This window comes from Enterobacter sp. HG048 (assembly GCF_024702055.1).
GTDB classification, from domain to species: domain Bacteria; phylum Pseudomonadota; class Gammaproteobacteria; order Enterobacterales; family Enterobacteriaceae; genus Enterobacter; species Enterobacter dykesii.
The window spans coordinates 1-14,339 of sequence record NZ_JANLIZ010000027.1 but is presented as its reverse complement, the minus strand read 5'-3'; the positions used below and the strand labels follow the sequence as shown (position 1 = coordinate 14,339).

The following is a 14,339-nucleotide window of genomic DNA, read 5'->3' as shown; positions in this document are numbered from 1 at the left end:
TCTGCCGATATCCTCTCAGCATAGTCGCTGTCCTGCGGTTAGCGGTGAATTATACGGCACACGATTTCTGGCGGGATGATTTATCTTAAGAATCATTAAGAAAATACTTATTCAGCTTGCTGGCGGCCTTTTGTGCAATGAACCAGAGGCAGGGCGAAACGAGGAAGAAGCTTTTCGCCCTGGTCAGCATCCGTTGCTGACCGTGCAACAATAAAAAACCGGACGATCGCTGACAATCCTCCGGTTTTGCCTTTTCGTCGCGCCTCGACAATTTTTTAAGGTGTTGCAGTGCGTTTCATCGTCACTGCGAGGCTCTTCCCAGCCAGCTGTCCCAGTCTTTCCAGACAGGCTGAAGACCCTGCGCCGTCAGGGCTGCGGCGACCGCTTCAGGACGTCGCCCGTCATGCGGCACAAACTGCTCCAGCTCCGGACGATCGTCGGCGTAGCCGCCAGGCTGCGTTTTGGAAAACGCGCTGACGTTGTTAATCGCAAGCGGGATAACGCGATCGCGAAACGCCGGGGACTCACGCGTTGAGAGCGATAATTCAACCTCCGGGGCGAGCAGGCGAAACGCGCAGATGGTCTGCACCAGCTGGCGTTCATCCATCAGCGAAGCCGGTTCAATCCCGCCCGCGCAAGGTCTCAGGCGCGGGAAGGAGATGGAGTAACGGCTCTGCCAGTAGTGCTGCTGAAGCCACAGCAGATGTTCCGCCACCATATAGCAATCCACCCGCCAGCTGTCAGAGAGCCCGATCAGCGCCCCCAGACCGATTTTGTCGATGCCGGCACGACCCAACCTGTCCGGCGTTTCCAGGCGGAAAAAGAAATCCTGTTTCTTGCCCTTCAGGTGATGCCGGGCGTACGTCGCCTCGTGATAGGTTTCCTGGTAGACCATGACCCCGTCCAGCCCGAGGGTCTTGAGTTCCGCGTACTCCTCCTGCGACATGGGCTGCACTTCCATCTGCAACGACGCAAACTGACGACGAATGGCGGGAAAGTGCTGACGGAAATAGTCCATTCCCACTTTTCCCTGATGCTCGCCCGTGACCAGCAGAAGATGTTCAAAGCCCATTTCACGAATGGCCGCGCACTCGCGGGCGATCTCACCTTCATCGAGCGTTTTACGCCTGATGCGGTTGCTCATGGAGAAGCCGCAGTAGGTGCAGTCGTTGGCGCACAGGTTTGAGAGGTAGAGCGGCACGTAGAAACTCACCGTGTTGCCAAAGCGCTGGCGGGTAAGCCTCTGGGCGCGCTGCGCCATCGGTTCGAGGTACGCGCTGGCCGCCGGGGAGAGCAGGGCCATCAGATCCTCGCGGGTCAGATGGCGGGCATTGAGCGCGCGCTCCACGTCAGTCGCCGTTTTGCTGTTGATGCGCAGGGCAATGTCATCCCAGTTGAGTTGGTGCCAGCGCTCGGTAAACGTGCTCATGAGATCGCCTCCAGAAAACCGGTCAGCGGGCTGGTGGCCAGCGCCTGGAAACTGCGCGAGCCGGGGCCGGACTCCCTTGCCAGCAGGCCAGCCTCAACGGCCATGCGGAACGCACGCGCCATCATGACCGGATCGTCGGCCACCGCGATGGCCGTATTGACCAGCACCGCGTCAGCACCCATCTCCAGCGCCTGCGCGGCATGGCTGGGCACGCCAATGCCCGCATCAACCACCACAGGTACGGTAGCCTGCTCAATAATGATTTCCAGCATCGCGCGGGTTTCCAGCCCCTGGTTGGAGCCAATGGGGGCGCCCAGCGGCATGACGGCGGCGCAGCCGACCTCTTCCAGCCGTTTGCACAGGACAGGGTCGGCGCCGCAGTAAGGCAGGACGGTAAACCCTTGCTGCACCAGCTTTTCAGCCGCTTTCAGCGTTTCGATGGGGTCGGGCAGCAGCCAGCGGGCGTCAGGATGAATTTCCAGCTTCAGCCAGCGGGTGCCGAGCGCCTCGCGGGCCAGCTGCGCGGCAAAAACAGCCTCTTCGGCGGTTTTCGCTCCGGAGGTGTTGGGCAGCAGCGTCACGCCAGCCTCCAGTAAAGGCGCCAGAATGGCATCGCTGTGATGATGCAGATCCACGCGCTTGAGCGCCAGCGTCACCAGCTGGCTGCCGCTTTCACGAATGGCATCCACCATCAGCTGCGGCGAGGCGAATTTTCCGGTACCGGTAAACAGATGCGAATCAAAAACCTTATCGGCAATACGTAACATCTCAGCCCCCTGCGATAACCTGAAACAGCAGGATCTGGTCGCCTTCATTGACCTGCTGGTTTTCCCACTGCTCGCGCGGCAGGATCTGTTGATTGAGCGCCAGCGCCGTTCCCGGCTTGAGCTGACGCAGCTTGTCGAGCAGTGCGGCAACGGTAAGCCCGTCGTCGCATTTCATCGGCTCATCGTTAAACAGAATGCGCATCGCGGCCTCCGCATACCGGGCAGCGGCTGGCGCGGCGTAACGCCAGCTGGCGCCAGCCGCTGGAGCGGGCATCAAATAGCCGTAGCGTATTGCGTTCCGTCTCCATGCCGCTGAGCAGCTTGATGGCCTCCAGCGCCTGCATGGTGCCCATCACGCCGACCACCGGACCAAGAATGCCCGCGGTACGGCAGTTGCGCGTCGGCTCGGCATCGTCCGGCCACAGGCAGCGATAGCAGCCCTGCGTCCACGGTGGCGTCAGAACCATCATTTGCCCGCCGAACCCCACCGCGCTGGCGGTGATAAGCGGCGTATGATTTGCCACGCAGGCGGCGTTGATCGCCTGGCGCGTCGCCATGTTGTCGGTACAGTCCAGCACCACGTCGGCAAGGGCAACTTCACGGCGTAGGCTTTCACCGCTGAGCCGTTCCTGCAGGGCAATCAGCTCGATATCCGGGTTAAGCTGGTTCAGCCGCTGCCGGGTGATTTGCGCTTTCGGCTGGTTGATATCCTCGGTGGTAAAGAGGATTTGCCGCTGCAGGTTGCTGAGGTGAACCTCATCATCGTCGGCCAGCACCAGCGTGCCGACGCCCGCGCCTGCCAGGTAAAGCGCGGAGGGTGCGCCTAATCCGCCCAGACCGACAATCAGCACCCGGCTGGCGAGCAGTTTTTGCTGCCCGTCGATGGCGATATCTTCCAGCAGGATCTGACGGCTATAGCGCATAAAATCACGATCGTTCATCACCCGCTCCTGCCAGCTGTAACAGCTGTTCGGTGGCGGACCGCCAGTCTGCGGCTTGGGTGATGGCGCTGACGACGGCGATACTGCCGACGCCGGTCTCCAGCACCGCCGGGGCGCGTTCAAGACTGATTCCGCCGATGGCAACGGTGGGGTAATCGGCAAGACGTTTAACGTGACTCGCCAGCTGCGTCAGCCCCTGCGGTGCGGAGGGCATCTGCTTGGTTTGCGTCGGGAAGACGTGACCGAGCGCGATGTAAGACGGACGGGCCACCAGGGCCACGTCGATCTCCATGTCATCGTGTGTTGAAACGCCAAGACGCAGTCCGTCTTCGCGGATAGCGCTCAGATCCGTTGTTTCCAGGTCCTCCTGACCCAGATGCACGCCGTACGCCCTGTGCTTAACGGCCAGCCGCCAGTAATCGTTGATAAACAGGCGGGCGTTATACCGACGCCCCAGCGCAATGGCGGCAACCACATCGGCTTCCACCTCCTCATCGCGCTTATCCTTGATGCGCAGCTGAATTGTGCGAACGCCTGCCTCCAGCAGTCGCTCTATCCACGCCACGCTGTCCACCACCGGATAGAGCCCTAAACGGTAGGGGACGGGTGGGAAATCGGGCTGGTACATTACGCCTCCTCTTTTTTGAGGTAGATTTCGCCGCCTCTGGCGCGGAAGGTTTCGGACATGTCCGCCATCCCCACTTCAATGGTTTGCGCGGCGGCGTAGTCGCGCACCTCCTGGCTGATTTTCATCGAGCAGAATTTTGGCCCGCACATGGAGCAGAAGTGCGCGACTTTGCCCGATTCCTGCGGCAGGGTTTCGTCGTGATAGGCGCGGGCGGTGAACGGGTCCAGCGCCAGGTTGAACTGGTCTTCCCAGCGGAATTCAAAGCGCGCCTTCGACATGGCGTTATCGCGGATTTGCGCGCCCGGATGGCCTTTGGCCAGATCCGCGGCGTGGGCGGCAATTTTGTAGGTAATCAGCCCCTGCTTCACGTCCTCTTTGTTTGGCAGGCCGAGGTGCTCTTTCGGCGTCACGTAGCAGAGCATGGCGCAGCCGAACCAGCCGATCATCGCCGCCCCAATCCCTGACGTGAAGTGGTCATAGCCCGGTGCAATATCGGTGGTCAATGGCCCCAGGGTATAGAACGGCGCTTCGTGGCAGTGCTCCAGCTCCTCGGTCATGTTGCGGCGGATCATCTGCATCGGCACGTGTCCCGGACCTTCAATCATCACCTGCACGTCATACTCCCAGGCGATTTTGGTCAGTTCGCCCAGCGTGTGCAGTTCGGCAAACTGCGCTTCGTCGTTCGCGTCGCGAATAGAGCCCGGACGCAGGCCGTCGCCCAGCGACAGAGAGACATCATACGCGGCGCAGATTTCGCAAATCTCGCGGAAGTGTTCGTAGAGGAAGTTTTCCTGGTGATGGGACAGGCACCACTTCGCCATGATGGAACCGCCGCGCGAGACGATGCTGGTCAGACGCTTCGCGGTCATCGGCACGTAGCGCAGCAGCACGCCCGCGTGAATGGTGAAGTAGTCCACGCCCTGCTCGGCCTGCTCCAGCAGCGTGTCGCGGAACGCTTCCCAGGTAAGGTCTTCGGCGATGCCGTTGACCTTTTCCAGCGCCTGATAAATCGGGACGGTGCCAATCGGTACCGGGCTGTTACGCAGGATCCATTCGCGGGTTTCGTGAATATAGCGGCCAGTGGAGAGATCCATTACCGTGTCCGCACCCCAGCGTGTGGACCAGACCAGCTTCTCCACCTCTTCTTCGATGGAGGAGGTGACGGCCGAGTTACCGATGTTAGCGTTGACCTTCACCAGGAAGTTGCGGCCGATAATCATCGGCTCGGATTCCGGGTGGTTAATATTGGCAGGGATAATCGCGCGGCCTGCGGCCACTTCGTCACGCACAAACTCCGGCGTGATGTTCTCCGGCAAGCGAGCGCCAAAGCCTTCACCCGGATGCTGATAGCGCAGCACTTCGCTTCGGATGCGCTCGCGACCCATGTTTTCGCGGATGGCGATGAACTCCATCTCCGGCGTGACGATGCCCTGGCGCGCGTAGTGCAGCTGGGTCACGCATTTGCCCGCCTTAGCGCGTTTTGGCGTCAGCAGGCCGGTAAAGCGCAGCTCGTCCAGACCGTCGTCGGCCAGGCGCTCTTTGGTGTACGCAGAGCTGCGCACGCTCAGCTCTTCGCAGTCGTTACGCGCGTCAATCCAGGGCTGGCGCAGCTTCGCCAGACCCTGCTGGACGTTGATAGTAACAGAGGGATCGCCATACGGACCGGAGGTGTCATACACCGGCACGGCTTCGTTGTCTTCATACTGCGGGTTATCTTTGCTGCCGCCGATAAGCGTCGGGCTAAGCTGAATTTCGCGCATTGGGACGCGGATATCGGCCTGCGAGCCGGAAATGTAGATGCGTTTCGAGTTCGGGAAAGCGCTGCCTTCCAGCGTGTCGATGAAGTGTTGGGCCTGTGCGCGCTGTTCGCGGCGGGTCAGTTTTGCAGTAGACATAGCTCATTCCAAAAGTGAAGGACATGGCTTGTCAGACGACGGATGAAGCAAGAGAGGATCGCCCGGGGGCGATTCAACAGCAGTGTGACTCTTGTTCCCTTCGCAGGTATTAGCCTGATCAGGTTCCGCGGATCCCGAATTAACGGTCTCAGCCCGCGCTTTCAGGCGCTGGGCACTCCGACAAGAAAAATCCCCCTCGTGAGAGGGGCGAATGGTTGTAAATTACTCGTTAACGGTGAAGAACTCAAGCAGGGCGCGCGACGTTCTCTTCGTTACTGATGTTTAAATCATTGTCCAGCACAAGGGCGATCAGCTTATCTTCCAGCGTGAATCGCTCTTCCAGCGCTTCACCGAGGTCAGATAGCGCCTGCTGAAACTCAAGATAATTATCGTGGTCGATAGCGTTCTCGAGCGCGGAATCATAGTAATCCATGATCTGCTGGGTGTTGGCTTCCAGAAGTGGATAGAGCTTGCTGGCCGCTAAATACGGCGTTGTCCCTTCCATTTCGCGGATAATGCGTTCATAAATATTGAAATGGCCGTCGGACAGATAGTCGACTAGGCCCTGACAAAAATCATCCAGCGCTTTTTCATTCAGTCGCATAAACGATTCTTTGCCAGGCTTAATACCGACCAGATTGTAATAAGCCACGAGTAGATGCTTGCGCACATGTAGCCAGCGATCCACCAGTTTGTTACTTCCTCTAACGCGCTCAGTCAGGCTTTGCAGCTGGTTTAACATGGTCGACTCCGCAAAATGTAGGATTGAATCTGCTTATCCAGAATGTAACCACAATGCTAACAACATGTCAGTGAAGCGAAGGTAGTGCAATAGATATGGATCGTATTATTGAAAAATCAGATCTTGGTTGGTGGATCGTCAGTCACGAACAAAAATTATGGCTTCCTGCCGGAGAAATTCCCTACGGTGCAGCTGAGGCGTTCGATCTTGTTGGCCAGCCAGCGCTACAGATCGGCGAGTGGCAGGGTGAGCCGGTGTGGTTGATCCAACAGCCCCGCCGGCAGGATATGGGATCGGTGCGCCAGGTGCTGGATCTGGACGTGGGGCTGTTCCAGCTGGCGGGGCGGGGCGTGCAGCTGGCTGAGTTTTACCGCTCGCATAAATACTGCGGCTACTGCGGCCATACCATGCGCCCGAGCAAAACCGAGTGGGCGATGCTCTGCAGCCACTGCCGCGAACGCTACTATCCGCAGATCGCGCCGTGCATTATCGTCGCTATCCGCCGGGAGGATTCCATCCTGCTGGCGCAGCATACCCGCCATCGCAACGGCATTCACACCGTGCTGGCCGGCTTCGTCGAGGTGGGCGAAACGCTGGAGCAGGCGGTGACGCGCGAGGTGATGGAGGAGAGTGGGATCAAAGTGAAGAACCTGCGCTACGTTACCTCCCAGCCGTGGCCATTCCCGCAGTCGCTGATGACGGCATTTATGGCCGAATACGACAGCGGCGAGATCGTTATCGACCAGAAAGAGCTGCTGGACGCGAACTGGTATCGCTACGACGATTTACCGCTGTTACCTCCGCCGGGCACCGTGGCGCGTCGGCTGATAGAAGATACCGTGGCAATGTGTCGGGCCGAGTATGAGTAGTGTTACACTGAGGCCATGACGCTTAAGGAACTGCAAAAATGACCGAACTGAAGAACGATCGTTATCTGCGTGCGCTGCTGCGCCAGCCCGTTGATGTCACCCCGGTGTGGATGATGCGCCAGGCGGGACGCTATCTGCCAGAGTACAAAGCCACGCGCGCGCAGGCGGGCGATTTTATGTCGCTGTGCAAAAACGCCGAGCTGGCCTGTGAAGTGACGCTCCAGCCGCTGCGCCGCTTCCCGCTGGATGCGGCGATCCTCTTCTCGGATATTCTGACCATTCCGGATGCAATGGGCCTTGGCCTGTACTTCGAAACCGGTGAAGGCCCGCGTTTCACCTCCCCAATCAAAAGCAAAGCCGACGTGGATAAGCTGCCAATCCCCGATCCGGAAGGCGAGCTGGGCTACGTGATGAACGCCGTACGCACCATTCGCCGCGAGCTGAAAGGTGAAGTGCCGCTGATTGGCTTCTCCGGCAGCCCGTGGACGCTGGCGACCTATATGGTTGAAGGAGGCAGCAGCAAAGCCTTCACCCTGATTAAAAAGATGATGTACGCCGAGCCGCTGGCCCTGCATGCGCTGCTCGACAAGCTGGCGAATAGCGTCACCCTCTACCTGAACGCGCAGATTAAGGCGGGTGCGCAGTCGGTGATGATTTTCGATACCTGGGGCGGCGTACTGACAGGGCGCGATTATCAGCAGTTCTCCCTGTACTACATGCACAAAATCGTCGACGGCCTGCTGCGTGAAAACGAAGGCCGCCGCGTGCCGGTGACGCTGTTCACCAAAGGTGGCGGCCAGTGGCTGGAAGCGATGGCGGCAACCGGCTGCGACGCGCTGGGTCTCGACTGGACCACCGATATCGCCGATGCGCGCCGCCGCGTGGGCGACAAAGTGGCGCTGCAGGGCAATATGGACCCGTCCATGCTCTATGCGCCGCCAGCCCGCATTGAAGAAGAAGTGTCGACTATACTGTCTGGTTTCGGCCAGGGTGAAGGCCACGTCTTTAACCTCGGCCACGGCATTCATCAGGATGTACCGCCAGAACACGCAGGCGTATTTGTGGAGGCGGTGCATCGGCTTTCTGCCCAGTATCACAAGTAAGGAGTGATTATGGATCTCGCGTCGCTACGCGCTCAGCAAATCGAACTGGCCTCATCGGTGATCCGCGAGGATCGTCTGGATAAAGATCCTCCGCAGTACATTGGCGGAGCAGACGTCGGATTCGAGCAGGGTGGGGAAGTGACGCGAGCGGCGATGGTGGTACTGAAATACCCTTCGCTTGAGCTGGTGGAGTACAAGGTAGCGCGTATCGCGACCACCATGCCGTACATTCCGGGCTTTCTCTCCTTCCGCGAATATCCCGCGCTGCTGGCAGCGTGGGAGCAACTCTCGCAAAAACCTGACCTGCTGTTTGTCGATGGACACGGTATCTCACACCCGCGCCGTTTAGGCGTTGCCAGCCACTTTGGGCTGCTGGTGGATGTGCCGACCATTGGCGTCGCCAAGAAACGCCTGTGCGGCGCGTTTGAACCTCTTTCTGCCGAGCCGGGCGCGCTGGCGCCGCTTATCCATAAAGGCGAGCAGCTGGCGTGGGTCTGGCGCAGCAAGGCGCGCTGTAACCCGCTCTTTATCGCCACGGGGCACCGGGTGAGCATGGACAGCGCCCTGGCGTGGGTGCAGCGCTGCATGAAGGGCTACCGCTTGCCGGAGCCGACGCGCTGGGCAGACGCCGTGGCCTCTTCGCGTCCGGCTTTTGTTCGTTGGCAGGAAATTCAGCGATGATTCAGGTAAACTGCGCCTAATTTTCGATTCGAGAGATCATCATGCTACAAAACCCGATTCACCTGCGCCTTGAGAAACTTGAAAGCTGGCAGCACGTGACGTTTATGGCTTGCCTGTGCGAGCGCATGTATCCCAACTATGCCGCGTTCTGTAAGGAGACGGGCTTTGGTGATGGCCATATCTACCGCCGCATTCTGGATCTGATCTGGGAAACGCTGACGGTGAAAGACGCGAAGGTGAACTTCGACTCCCAGCTGGAAAAGCTGGAAGAGGCGATTCCGGCTGCGGATGATTTTGACCTGTACGGTGTCTATCCGGCGATTGATGCCTGCGTGGCGTTAAGCGAACTGCTCCACTCCCGCCTGAGCGGTGAAACGCTGGAGCACGCTATTGAAGTCAGTAAGGCATCTATTACGACCGTCGCGATGCTGGAAATGACCCAGGAAGGTCGCGAGATGACCGACGAAGAGCTTCGTGCGAACCCGGCGGTTGAGCAAGAATGGGACATTCAGTGGGAAATTTTCCGCCTGCTGGCAGAGTGTGAAGAACGCGATATTGAGCTGATAAAAGGGCTGCGCGCGGACTTACGAGAGGCTGGTGAGAGCAATATTGGTATAATTTTTAACCAATGAGACAAGAAAACTTGAGATAACGCCCGTTTTGTCGCTCCTCGACTCTTCCCTTTCGCCCCTTGTCTGGTCTACATTTGGGGGGCGAAAAAAAGTGGCTATCGGTGCGTGTATGCAGGAGAGTGCTTTTTTGGCATTTTCGTCGCACTCGATGCTTAGCAAGCGATAAACACATTGAAAGGATAACTTATGAACAAGACTCAACTGATTGATGTAATTGCGGACAAGGCTGATCTGTCTAAAGTGCAGGCTAAAGCTGCTCTGGAATCTACCCTGGCTGCTATTACTGAGTCTCTGAAAGAAGGTGATGCTGTACAACTGGTTGGTTTCGGTACCTTCAAAGTGAACCACCGCGCTGAGCGTACTGGCCGCAACCCGCAGACCGGTAAAGAAATCAAAATCGCCGCAGCTAACGTGCCGGCATTTGTTTCTGGTAAAGCACTGAAAGACGCTGTTAAGTAAGACGCGTGGCAGTGAACAGTTTTAGCGAAGGGGCGGCAACGCCCCTTTTGTCTTTCTGGCGTGGAACGCTCGCGCTGGCAGGCATGCTGCTGCTGTCAGCCTGCAGCCACGACACCTCCCTGCCACCGTTTACCGCCAGCGGCTACGCGGACAACCAGGGCGCGGTCAGGATCTGGCGCAAAGATTCCGGCGATGAAGTGCATCTGCTTTCTGCCTTCAGCCCGTGGCATAACGGCAATACGTCGACGGCGGAATACCGCTGGCAGGGAGATGACCTGTCGCTGATTGAACTGAACGTCTACAGCAAGACCCCCGAACACGTGAAAGTGCGTTTTGACGACCATGGCGAGCTGAGCTTTATGCAGCGCGAAGTCAGCGGTCAAAAACAGCAGCTTTCCAGCGATCAAATCGCTCTTTACCGTTATCGTGCCGAACAAATCCGCCAGACCAGCGATTCGCTTCGTCTGGGACGCGTTGTGCTGCGTCAGGGGCGCTGGCATGCCGATGGGACGGTGACAACCTGCGAAGGACAGACGGTCAAGCCTGAGCTTGAATCCTGGGCAACCGAACACATTCAACGCCGTCAGCGTCATTCATCAATGGAAGTGAGTGTGGCGTGGCTGGAAGCGCCGGAAGGCTCTCAGCTGCTGCTGGTGGCGAACGAAGACTTCTGCACCTGGCAGCCGACGGAAAAAAGTTTTTGATTTAAATCCCCTCTCCCTTGAGGGAGAGGGTTTGGGTGAGGGTGTGAAATTACTCTCCCTGCTCACGCGCAATCGCGCGATAACCGATATCCTGACGGCTAAAGCTGCCGTTCCAGTGAATATCTGCCATCAGCGCGTAGGCGCGTTTCTGCGCTTCTGCCACGGTATGGCCCAGCGCGGTTGCGCACAGCACGCGTCCGCCGTTGGTGAGGACGCGATCGTCTTCAGCCAGCTTCGTACCCGCATGGAACACCTTCGCACCGTCAATCTCTTCCAGCGGCAGGCCGTGGATTTCATCTCCGGTGTTGTAATTGCCCGGATAACCACCTGCAGCAATCACCACGCCCAGAGACGCACGCTCGTCCCACTCTGAGGTTTTCTCGTCGAGCTTGCCTTCGCAGGCTGCCAGACACAGTTCCACCAGATCGGATTTCATGCGCAGCATGATGGGCTGCGTTTCCGGATCGCCAAAGCGGCAGTTGAATTCGATGACCTTAGGGTTGCCCTGCTTGTCGATCATCAGACCCGCATAGAGGAAACCGGTGTAGGTGTTGCCTTCCGCCGCCATTCCCTTCACGGTCGGCCAAATGACGCGATCCATGGTGCGCTGGTGGACTTCGTCAGTCACTACCGGAGCGGGGGAGTAAGCGCCCATTCCGCCAGTGTTCGGGCCGGTATCGCCATCGCCCACACGCTTGTGGTCCTGGCTGGTGGCCATCGGCAGAACGTGCTCGCCGTCGACCATCACGATAAAGCTGGCCTCTTCACCGTCGAGGAACTCTTCGATCACGATGCGGTGGCCCGCATCGCCAAAGGCGTTGCCGGCCAGCATATCCTGGACCGCGGCTTCTGCTTCTTCGAGGGTCATCGCCACGATCACGCCTTTACCTGCGGCCAGACCGTCGGCCTTGATGACAATCGGCGCGCCTTTTTCACGCAGGTAGGCCAGGGCTGGCTCCACTTCGGTGAAGTTCTGATATTCCGCCGTCGGGATGTTATGACGCGCGAGGAAATCTTTGGTGAAGGCTTTGGAGCCTTCCAGCTGCGCGGCGCCTTCCGTAGGCCCGAAGATTGTCAGACCCGCCGCGCGGAACGCATCCACCACGCCAATCACCAGCGGCGCTTCCGGGCCCACAATCGTCAGATCGATTTTCTCGCTCTGGGCAAAGCTCAGCAGCGCAGGAATATCGGTTACGCCAATAGCCACGTTCTGCAGCGCGGGTTCCAGCGCGGTACCGGCGTTGCCCGGTGCTACGAAGACTGTTTTCACTAGCGGAGACTGCGCCGCTTTCCACGCCAGAGCGTGCTCGCGTCCGCCGTTACCAATCACTAATACTTTCATTTTCTGCTCCGGGAATTAATGGCGGAAGTGGCGCATGTCGGTGAAGATCATTGCGATGCCGTGTTCGTCGGCAGCGGCAATCACTTCGTCGTCGCGAATTGACCCGCCAGGCTGGATCACACAGGTGATGCCCACTGCAGCAGCTGCGTCGATACCGTCACGGAACGGGAAGAAGGCGTCAGAAGCCATGGCGGAGCCTTTTACTTCCAGACCTTCATCGCCTGCTTTAATACCCGCGATTTTCGCGGAGTAGACGCGGCTCATCTGGCCTGCGCCTATCCCGATGGTCATGTTCTCTTTGGCGTAGACGATGGCGTTGGATTTAACGAACTTCGCGACCTTCCAGCAGAACAGCGCATCACGCAGTTCCTGTTCGCTCGGCTGGCGTTTGGTTACCACGCGCAGGTCGGCCTCTGTCACCATACCCAGATCGCGGTCCTGAACCAGCAGACCGCCGTTCACGCGCTTGAAGTCCAGGCCTGGTACGCGTTTTGCCCACTGGCCGCAGACCAGCACGCGGACGTTCTGTTTTGCCGCGGTGATTTTCAGCGCTTCTTCAGATGCGGATGGCGCGATGATCACTTCAACGAACTGGCGGGAGATGATGGCCTGTGCGGTTTCAGCATCCAGCTCGCGGTTGAAGGCGATAATGCCGCCGAACGCAGAGGTTGGGTCGGTTTTGTATGCGCGATCGTAGGCATCCAGAATAGAGGTGCTCACGGCAACGCCGCATGGGTTGGCGTGCTTAACGATGACGCAGGCCGGCTCGTTGAACTCTTTCACGCATTCCAGCGCGGCGTCGGTGTCGGCAATGTTGTTATAGGAGAGGGCTTTGCCCTGAACCTGCTGAGCGGTCGCAACAGAGGCTTCTTTTACCTCTTCTTCTATATAGAAGGCAGCCTGCTGGTGGCTGTTCTCGCCGTAACGCATGTCCTGCTTCTTAATGAAGTTCAGGTTCAGGGTGCGCGGGAAGCGGCCGGAAGGATCTTTGCTTTCACCGTGGTAAGCCGGCACCAGGCTACCGAAGTAGTTGGCAATCATGCTGTCGTACGCCGCGGTGTGCTCGAAGGCTTTGATGGCGAGGTCGAAACGCGTTTCCAGAGTCAGTGACCCTTCGTTGGCGTCCATCTCGTTAATAATGGTGTTGTAATCGCTGCTCTTCACCACGATAGCCACATCTTTATGGTTCTTGGCTGCTGAGCGCACCATAGTTGGGCCGCCGATATCAATATTCTCTACGGCATCTTCCAGAGAACAGCCTTCGCGGGCTACGGTCTGGGCAAACGGGTAGAGGTTAACGACAACCATGTCGATTGGCGCGATGTCATGCTGTTCCATAATGGCGTCGTCCTGACCGCGACGGCCAAGGATACCGCCGTGCACTTTCGGATGCAGGGTTTTGACGCGTCCATCCATCATTTCCGGGAAACCGGTGTAATCGGACACTTCGGTTACCGGCAGACCTTTATCTGCTAACAGGCGAGCGGTACCGCCTGTAGAAAGCAGCTCCACACCGCGTGCGGAAAGTGCCTGAGCGAATTCGACGATACCGGCTTTATCAGAAACACTGAGCAGAGCGCGGCGGACTGGACGACGTTGTTGCATGGTAAATCCCCTGGATTTCACGATTACAGAGAGCGTTAGATGAATTTTCCTGCGAAAAACTCATCTAACACACCTGACGGGGCATCCTTATTAAGCGCGAGCATTTTAACGAAAACGTTTGCGCAACGCTCGCACATTTTCACTTTTTCGTATCATTGTGGATAAGTCTGTGTGTAAAAAGGTATAAGGCGGGGTTTTGCTGTGGAATGCAGCAGTCAGTCATTTTTCTGTCATTTAGCGGTTGCGGCCTGCCGAGAACTCCCTATAATGCGCCTCCATCGACACGGCGGATGTGAATCACTTCACACAACAGCCGGTTCGGTTGAAGAGAAAAAATCCTGAAATAACGGGTTGACTCTGAAAGAGGAAAGCGTAATATACGCCACCTCGCAACGGTGAGCGAAAGCCGCGTTGCACTGCTCTTTAACAATTTATCAGACAATCTGTGTGGGCACTCAAAGTGACATGGATTCTTAACGTCCTCGGACGAAAAATGAATACCAAGTCTCTGAGTGAACATACGTAATTCATTACGAAGTTTA

At 57.9% G+C, this 14,339-nt stretch carries 15 protein-coding genes and 1 riboswitch; of the genes, 6 read left to right on the top strand and 9 right to left on the bottom strand.

Going from position 1 to position 14,339, the window contains the following annotated elements:
- Positions 1–301 precede the first annotated feature (301 nt).
- From thiH to NUX24_RS21105, 7 genes are all read right to left on the bottom strand, one after another.
- Positions 302–1,429 (bottom strand): 2-iminoacetate synthase ThiH, encoded by a 1,128-nt coding sequence (gene thiH / locus NUX24_RS21135; protein WP_257833951.1) that lies wholly within the window; start codon positions 1,427–1,429, stop codon positions 302–304.
- Positions 1,426–2,196, bottom strand: coding sequence for a thiazole synthase (gene thiG / locus NUX24_RS21130; protein WP_257833949.1), 771 nt, complete (start codon positions 2,194–2,196; stop codon positions 1,426–1,428). Before thiG ends, thiH begins: the two co-directional genes overlap by 4 nt.
- 1 nt (position 2,197) lies before the next feature.
- Positions 2,198–2,398, bottom strand: coding sequence for a sulfur carrier protein ThiS (gene thiS / locus NUX24_RS21125; protein ID WP_257833947.1), 201 nt, complete (start codon positions 2,396–2,398; stop codon positions 2,198–2,200).
- A complete protein-coding gene (locus NUX24_RS21120; RefSeq protein WP_257833944.1) occupies positions 2,382–3,137 on the bottom strand; it encodes a HesA/MoeB/ThiF family protein in 756 nt (251 codons plus the stop codon). The genes thiS and NUX24_RS21120 overlap by 17 nt, the downstream gene beginning before the upstream one ends.
- On the bottom strand, positions 3,124–3,765 hold the full coding sequence (thiE, locus tag NUX24_RS21115) for a thiamine phosphate synthase (protein ID WP_257833942.1): 642 nt from the start codon (positions 3,763–3,765) through the stop codon (positions 3,124–3,126). Before thiE ends, NUX24_RS21120 begins: the two co-directional genes overlap by 14 nt.
- Positions 3,765–5,660: a phosphomethylpyrimidine synthase ThiC gene (gene thiC, locus NUX24_RS21110; protein WP_257833940.1), complete on the bottom strand. Its 1,896-nt coding sequence runs from the start codon at positions 5,658–5,660 to the stop codon at positions 3,765–3,767. The genes thiE and thiC overlap by 1 nt, the downstream gene beginning before the upstream one ends.
- 78 nt (positions 5,661–5,738) lie before the next feature.
- Positions 5,739–5,850: riboswitch (TPP riboswitch) on the bottom strand.
- Positions 5,851–5,904: 54 nt separating this feature from the next.
- The gene (locus tag NUX24_RS21105; protein ID WP_032662962.1) at positions 5,905–6,402 is read right to left on the bottom strand and encodes an Rsd/AlgQ family anti-sigma factor; all 498 of its coding nucleotides are present in this window, start codon (positions 6,400–6,402) and stop codon (positions 5,905–5,907) included.
- A gap of 95 nt (positions 6,403–6,497) precedes the next feature.
- Here NUX24_RS21105 and nudC point away from each other — a divergent pair, with 95 nt between their 5' ends.
- The 6 genes from nudC to NUX24_RS21075 all read left to right on the top strand — a co-directional run bounded on the left by nudC (position 6,498) and on the right by NUX24_RS21075 (position 10,850).
- The gene (gene nudC / locus NUX24_RS21100) at positions 6,498–7,271 is read left to right on the top strand and encodes an NAD(+) diphosphatase (protein ID WP_257833936.1); all 774 of its coding nucleotides are present in this window, start codon (positions 6,498–6,500) and stop codon (positions 7,269–7,271) included.
- 38 nt (positions 7,272–7,309) lie between these two features.
- A complete protein-coding gene (gene hemE / locus NUX24_RS21095; protein ID WP_257833934.1) occupies positions 7,310–8,374 on the top strand; it encodes a uroporphyrinogen decarboxylase in 1,065 nt (354 codons plus the stop codon).
- A 9-nt stretch (positions 8,375–8,383) separates the two neighbouring features.
- Positions 8,384–9,055, top strand: a complete 672-nt coding sequence (gene nfi / locus NUX24_RS21090; RefSeq protein WP_023309979.1) for a deoxyribonuclease V — start codon at positions 8,384–8,386, stop codon at positions 9,053–9,055.
- A 41-nt stretch (positions 9,056–9,096) separates the two neighbouring features.
- The gene (locus NUX24_RS21085) at positions 9,097–9,687 is read left to right on the top strand and encodes a YjaG family protein (RefSeq protein WP_023309980.1); all 591 of its coding nucleotides are present in this window, start codon (positions 9,097–9,099) and stop codon (positions 9,685–9,687) included.
- A 186-nt stretch (positions 9,688–9,873) separates the two neighbouring features.
- Positions 9,874–10,146, top strand: coding sequence for a nucleoid-associated protein HU-alpha (gene hupA / locus NUX24_RS21080; RefSeq protein WP_002445246.1), 273 nt, complete (start codon positions 9,874–9,876; stop codon positions 10,144–10,146).
- A gap of 11 nt (positions 10,147–10,157) precedes the next feature.
- Positions 10,158–10,850, top strand: coding sequence for a DUF1481 domain-containing protein (locus NUX24_RS21075; protein WP_257833964.1), 693 nt, complete (start codon positions 10,158–10,160; stop codon positions 10,848–10,850).
- 49 nt (positions 10,851–10,899) lie between these two features.
- Here the strand turns inward: NUX24_RS21075 and purD are convergent, their stop codons facing one another.
- Together purD and purH are read right to left on the bottom strand one after the other, a co-directional pair.
- A complete protein-coding gene (purD, locus tag NUX24_RS21070; protein ID WP_257833931.1) occupies positions 10,900–12,192 on the bottom strand; it encodes a phosphoribosylamine--glycine ligase in 1,293 nt (430 codons plus the stop codon).
- Positions 12,193–12,207: 15 nt separating this feature from the next.
- Positions 12,208–13,797 (bottom strand): bifunctional phosphoribosylaminoimidazolecarboxamide formyltransferase/IMP cyclohydrolase, encoded by a 1,590-nt coding sequence (gene purH, locus NUX24_RS21065; RefSeq protein ID WP_047651710.1) that lies wholly within the window; start codon positions 13,795–13,797, stop codon positions 12,208–12,210.
- Positions 13,798–14,339: the final 542 nt, after the last annotated feature.

What these genes read in the sequence shown, in the direction of transcription:
- nfi (WP_023309979.1), top strand. Translation starts at nt 8,384, where the DNA reads ATGGATCTCGCGTCGCTACGCGCTCAGCAAATCGAACTGGCCTCATCG.
- NUX24_RS21085 (WP_023309980.1), top strand. Translation starts at nt 9,097, where the DNA reads ATGCTACAAAACCCGATTCACCTGCGCCTTGAGAAACTTGAAAGCTGG.
- thiH (WP_257833951.1), bottom strand. Translation starts at nt 1,429, where the DNA reads ATGAGCACGTTTACCGAGCGCTGGCACCAACTCAACTGGGATGACATT.
- thiG (WP_257833949.1), bottom strand. Translation starts at nt 2,196, where the DNA reads ATGTTACGTATTGCCGATAAGGTTTTTGATTCGCATCTGTTTACCGGT.
- purD (WP_257833931.1), bottom strand. Translation starts at nt 12,192, where the DNA reads ATGAAAGTATTAGTGATTGGTAACGGCGGACGCGAGCACGCTCTGGCG.
- hupA (WP_002445246.1), top strand. Translation starts at nt 9,874, where the DNA reads ATGAACAAGACTCAACTGATTGATGTAATTGCGGACAAGGCTGATCTG.
- NUX24_RS21105 (WP_032662962.1), bottom strand. Translation starts at nt 6,402, where the DNA reads ATGTTAAACCAGCTGCAAAGCCTGACTGAGCGCGTTAGAGGAAGTAAC.
- purH (WP_047651710.1), bottom strand. Translation starts at nt 13,797, where the DNA reads ATGCAACAACGTCGTCCAGTCCGCCGCGCTCTGCTCAGTGTTTCTGAT.
- hemE (WP_257833934.1), top strand. Translation starts at nt 7,310, where the DNA reads ATGACCGAACTGAAGAACGATCGTTATCTGCGTGCGCTGCTGCGCCAG.
- nudC (WP_257833936.1), top strand. Translation starts at nt 6,498, where the DNA reads ATGGATCGTATTATTGAAAAATCAGATCTTGGTTGGTGGATCGTCAGT.
- NUX24_RS21120 (WP_257833944.1), bottom strand. Translation starts at nt 3,137, where the DNA reads ATGAACGATCGTGATTTTATGCGCTATAGCCGTCAGATCCTGCTGGAA.
- thiC (WP_257833940.1), bottom strand. Translation starts at nt 5,660, where the DNA reads ATGTCTACTGCAAAACTGACCCGCCGCGAACAGCGCGCACAGGCCCAA.
- thiE (WP_257833942.1), bottom strand. Translation starts at nt 3,765, where the DNA reads ATGTACCAGCCCGATTTCCCACCCGTCCCCTACCGTTTAGGGCTCTAT.
- thiS (WP_257833947.1), bottom strand. Translation starts at nt 2,398, where the DNA reads ATGCGCATTCTGTTTAACGATGAGCCGATGAAATGCGACGACGGGCTT.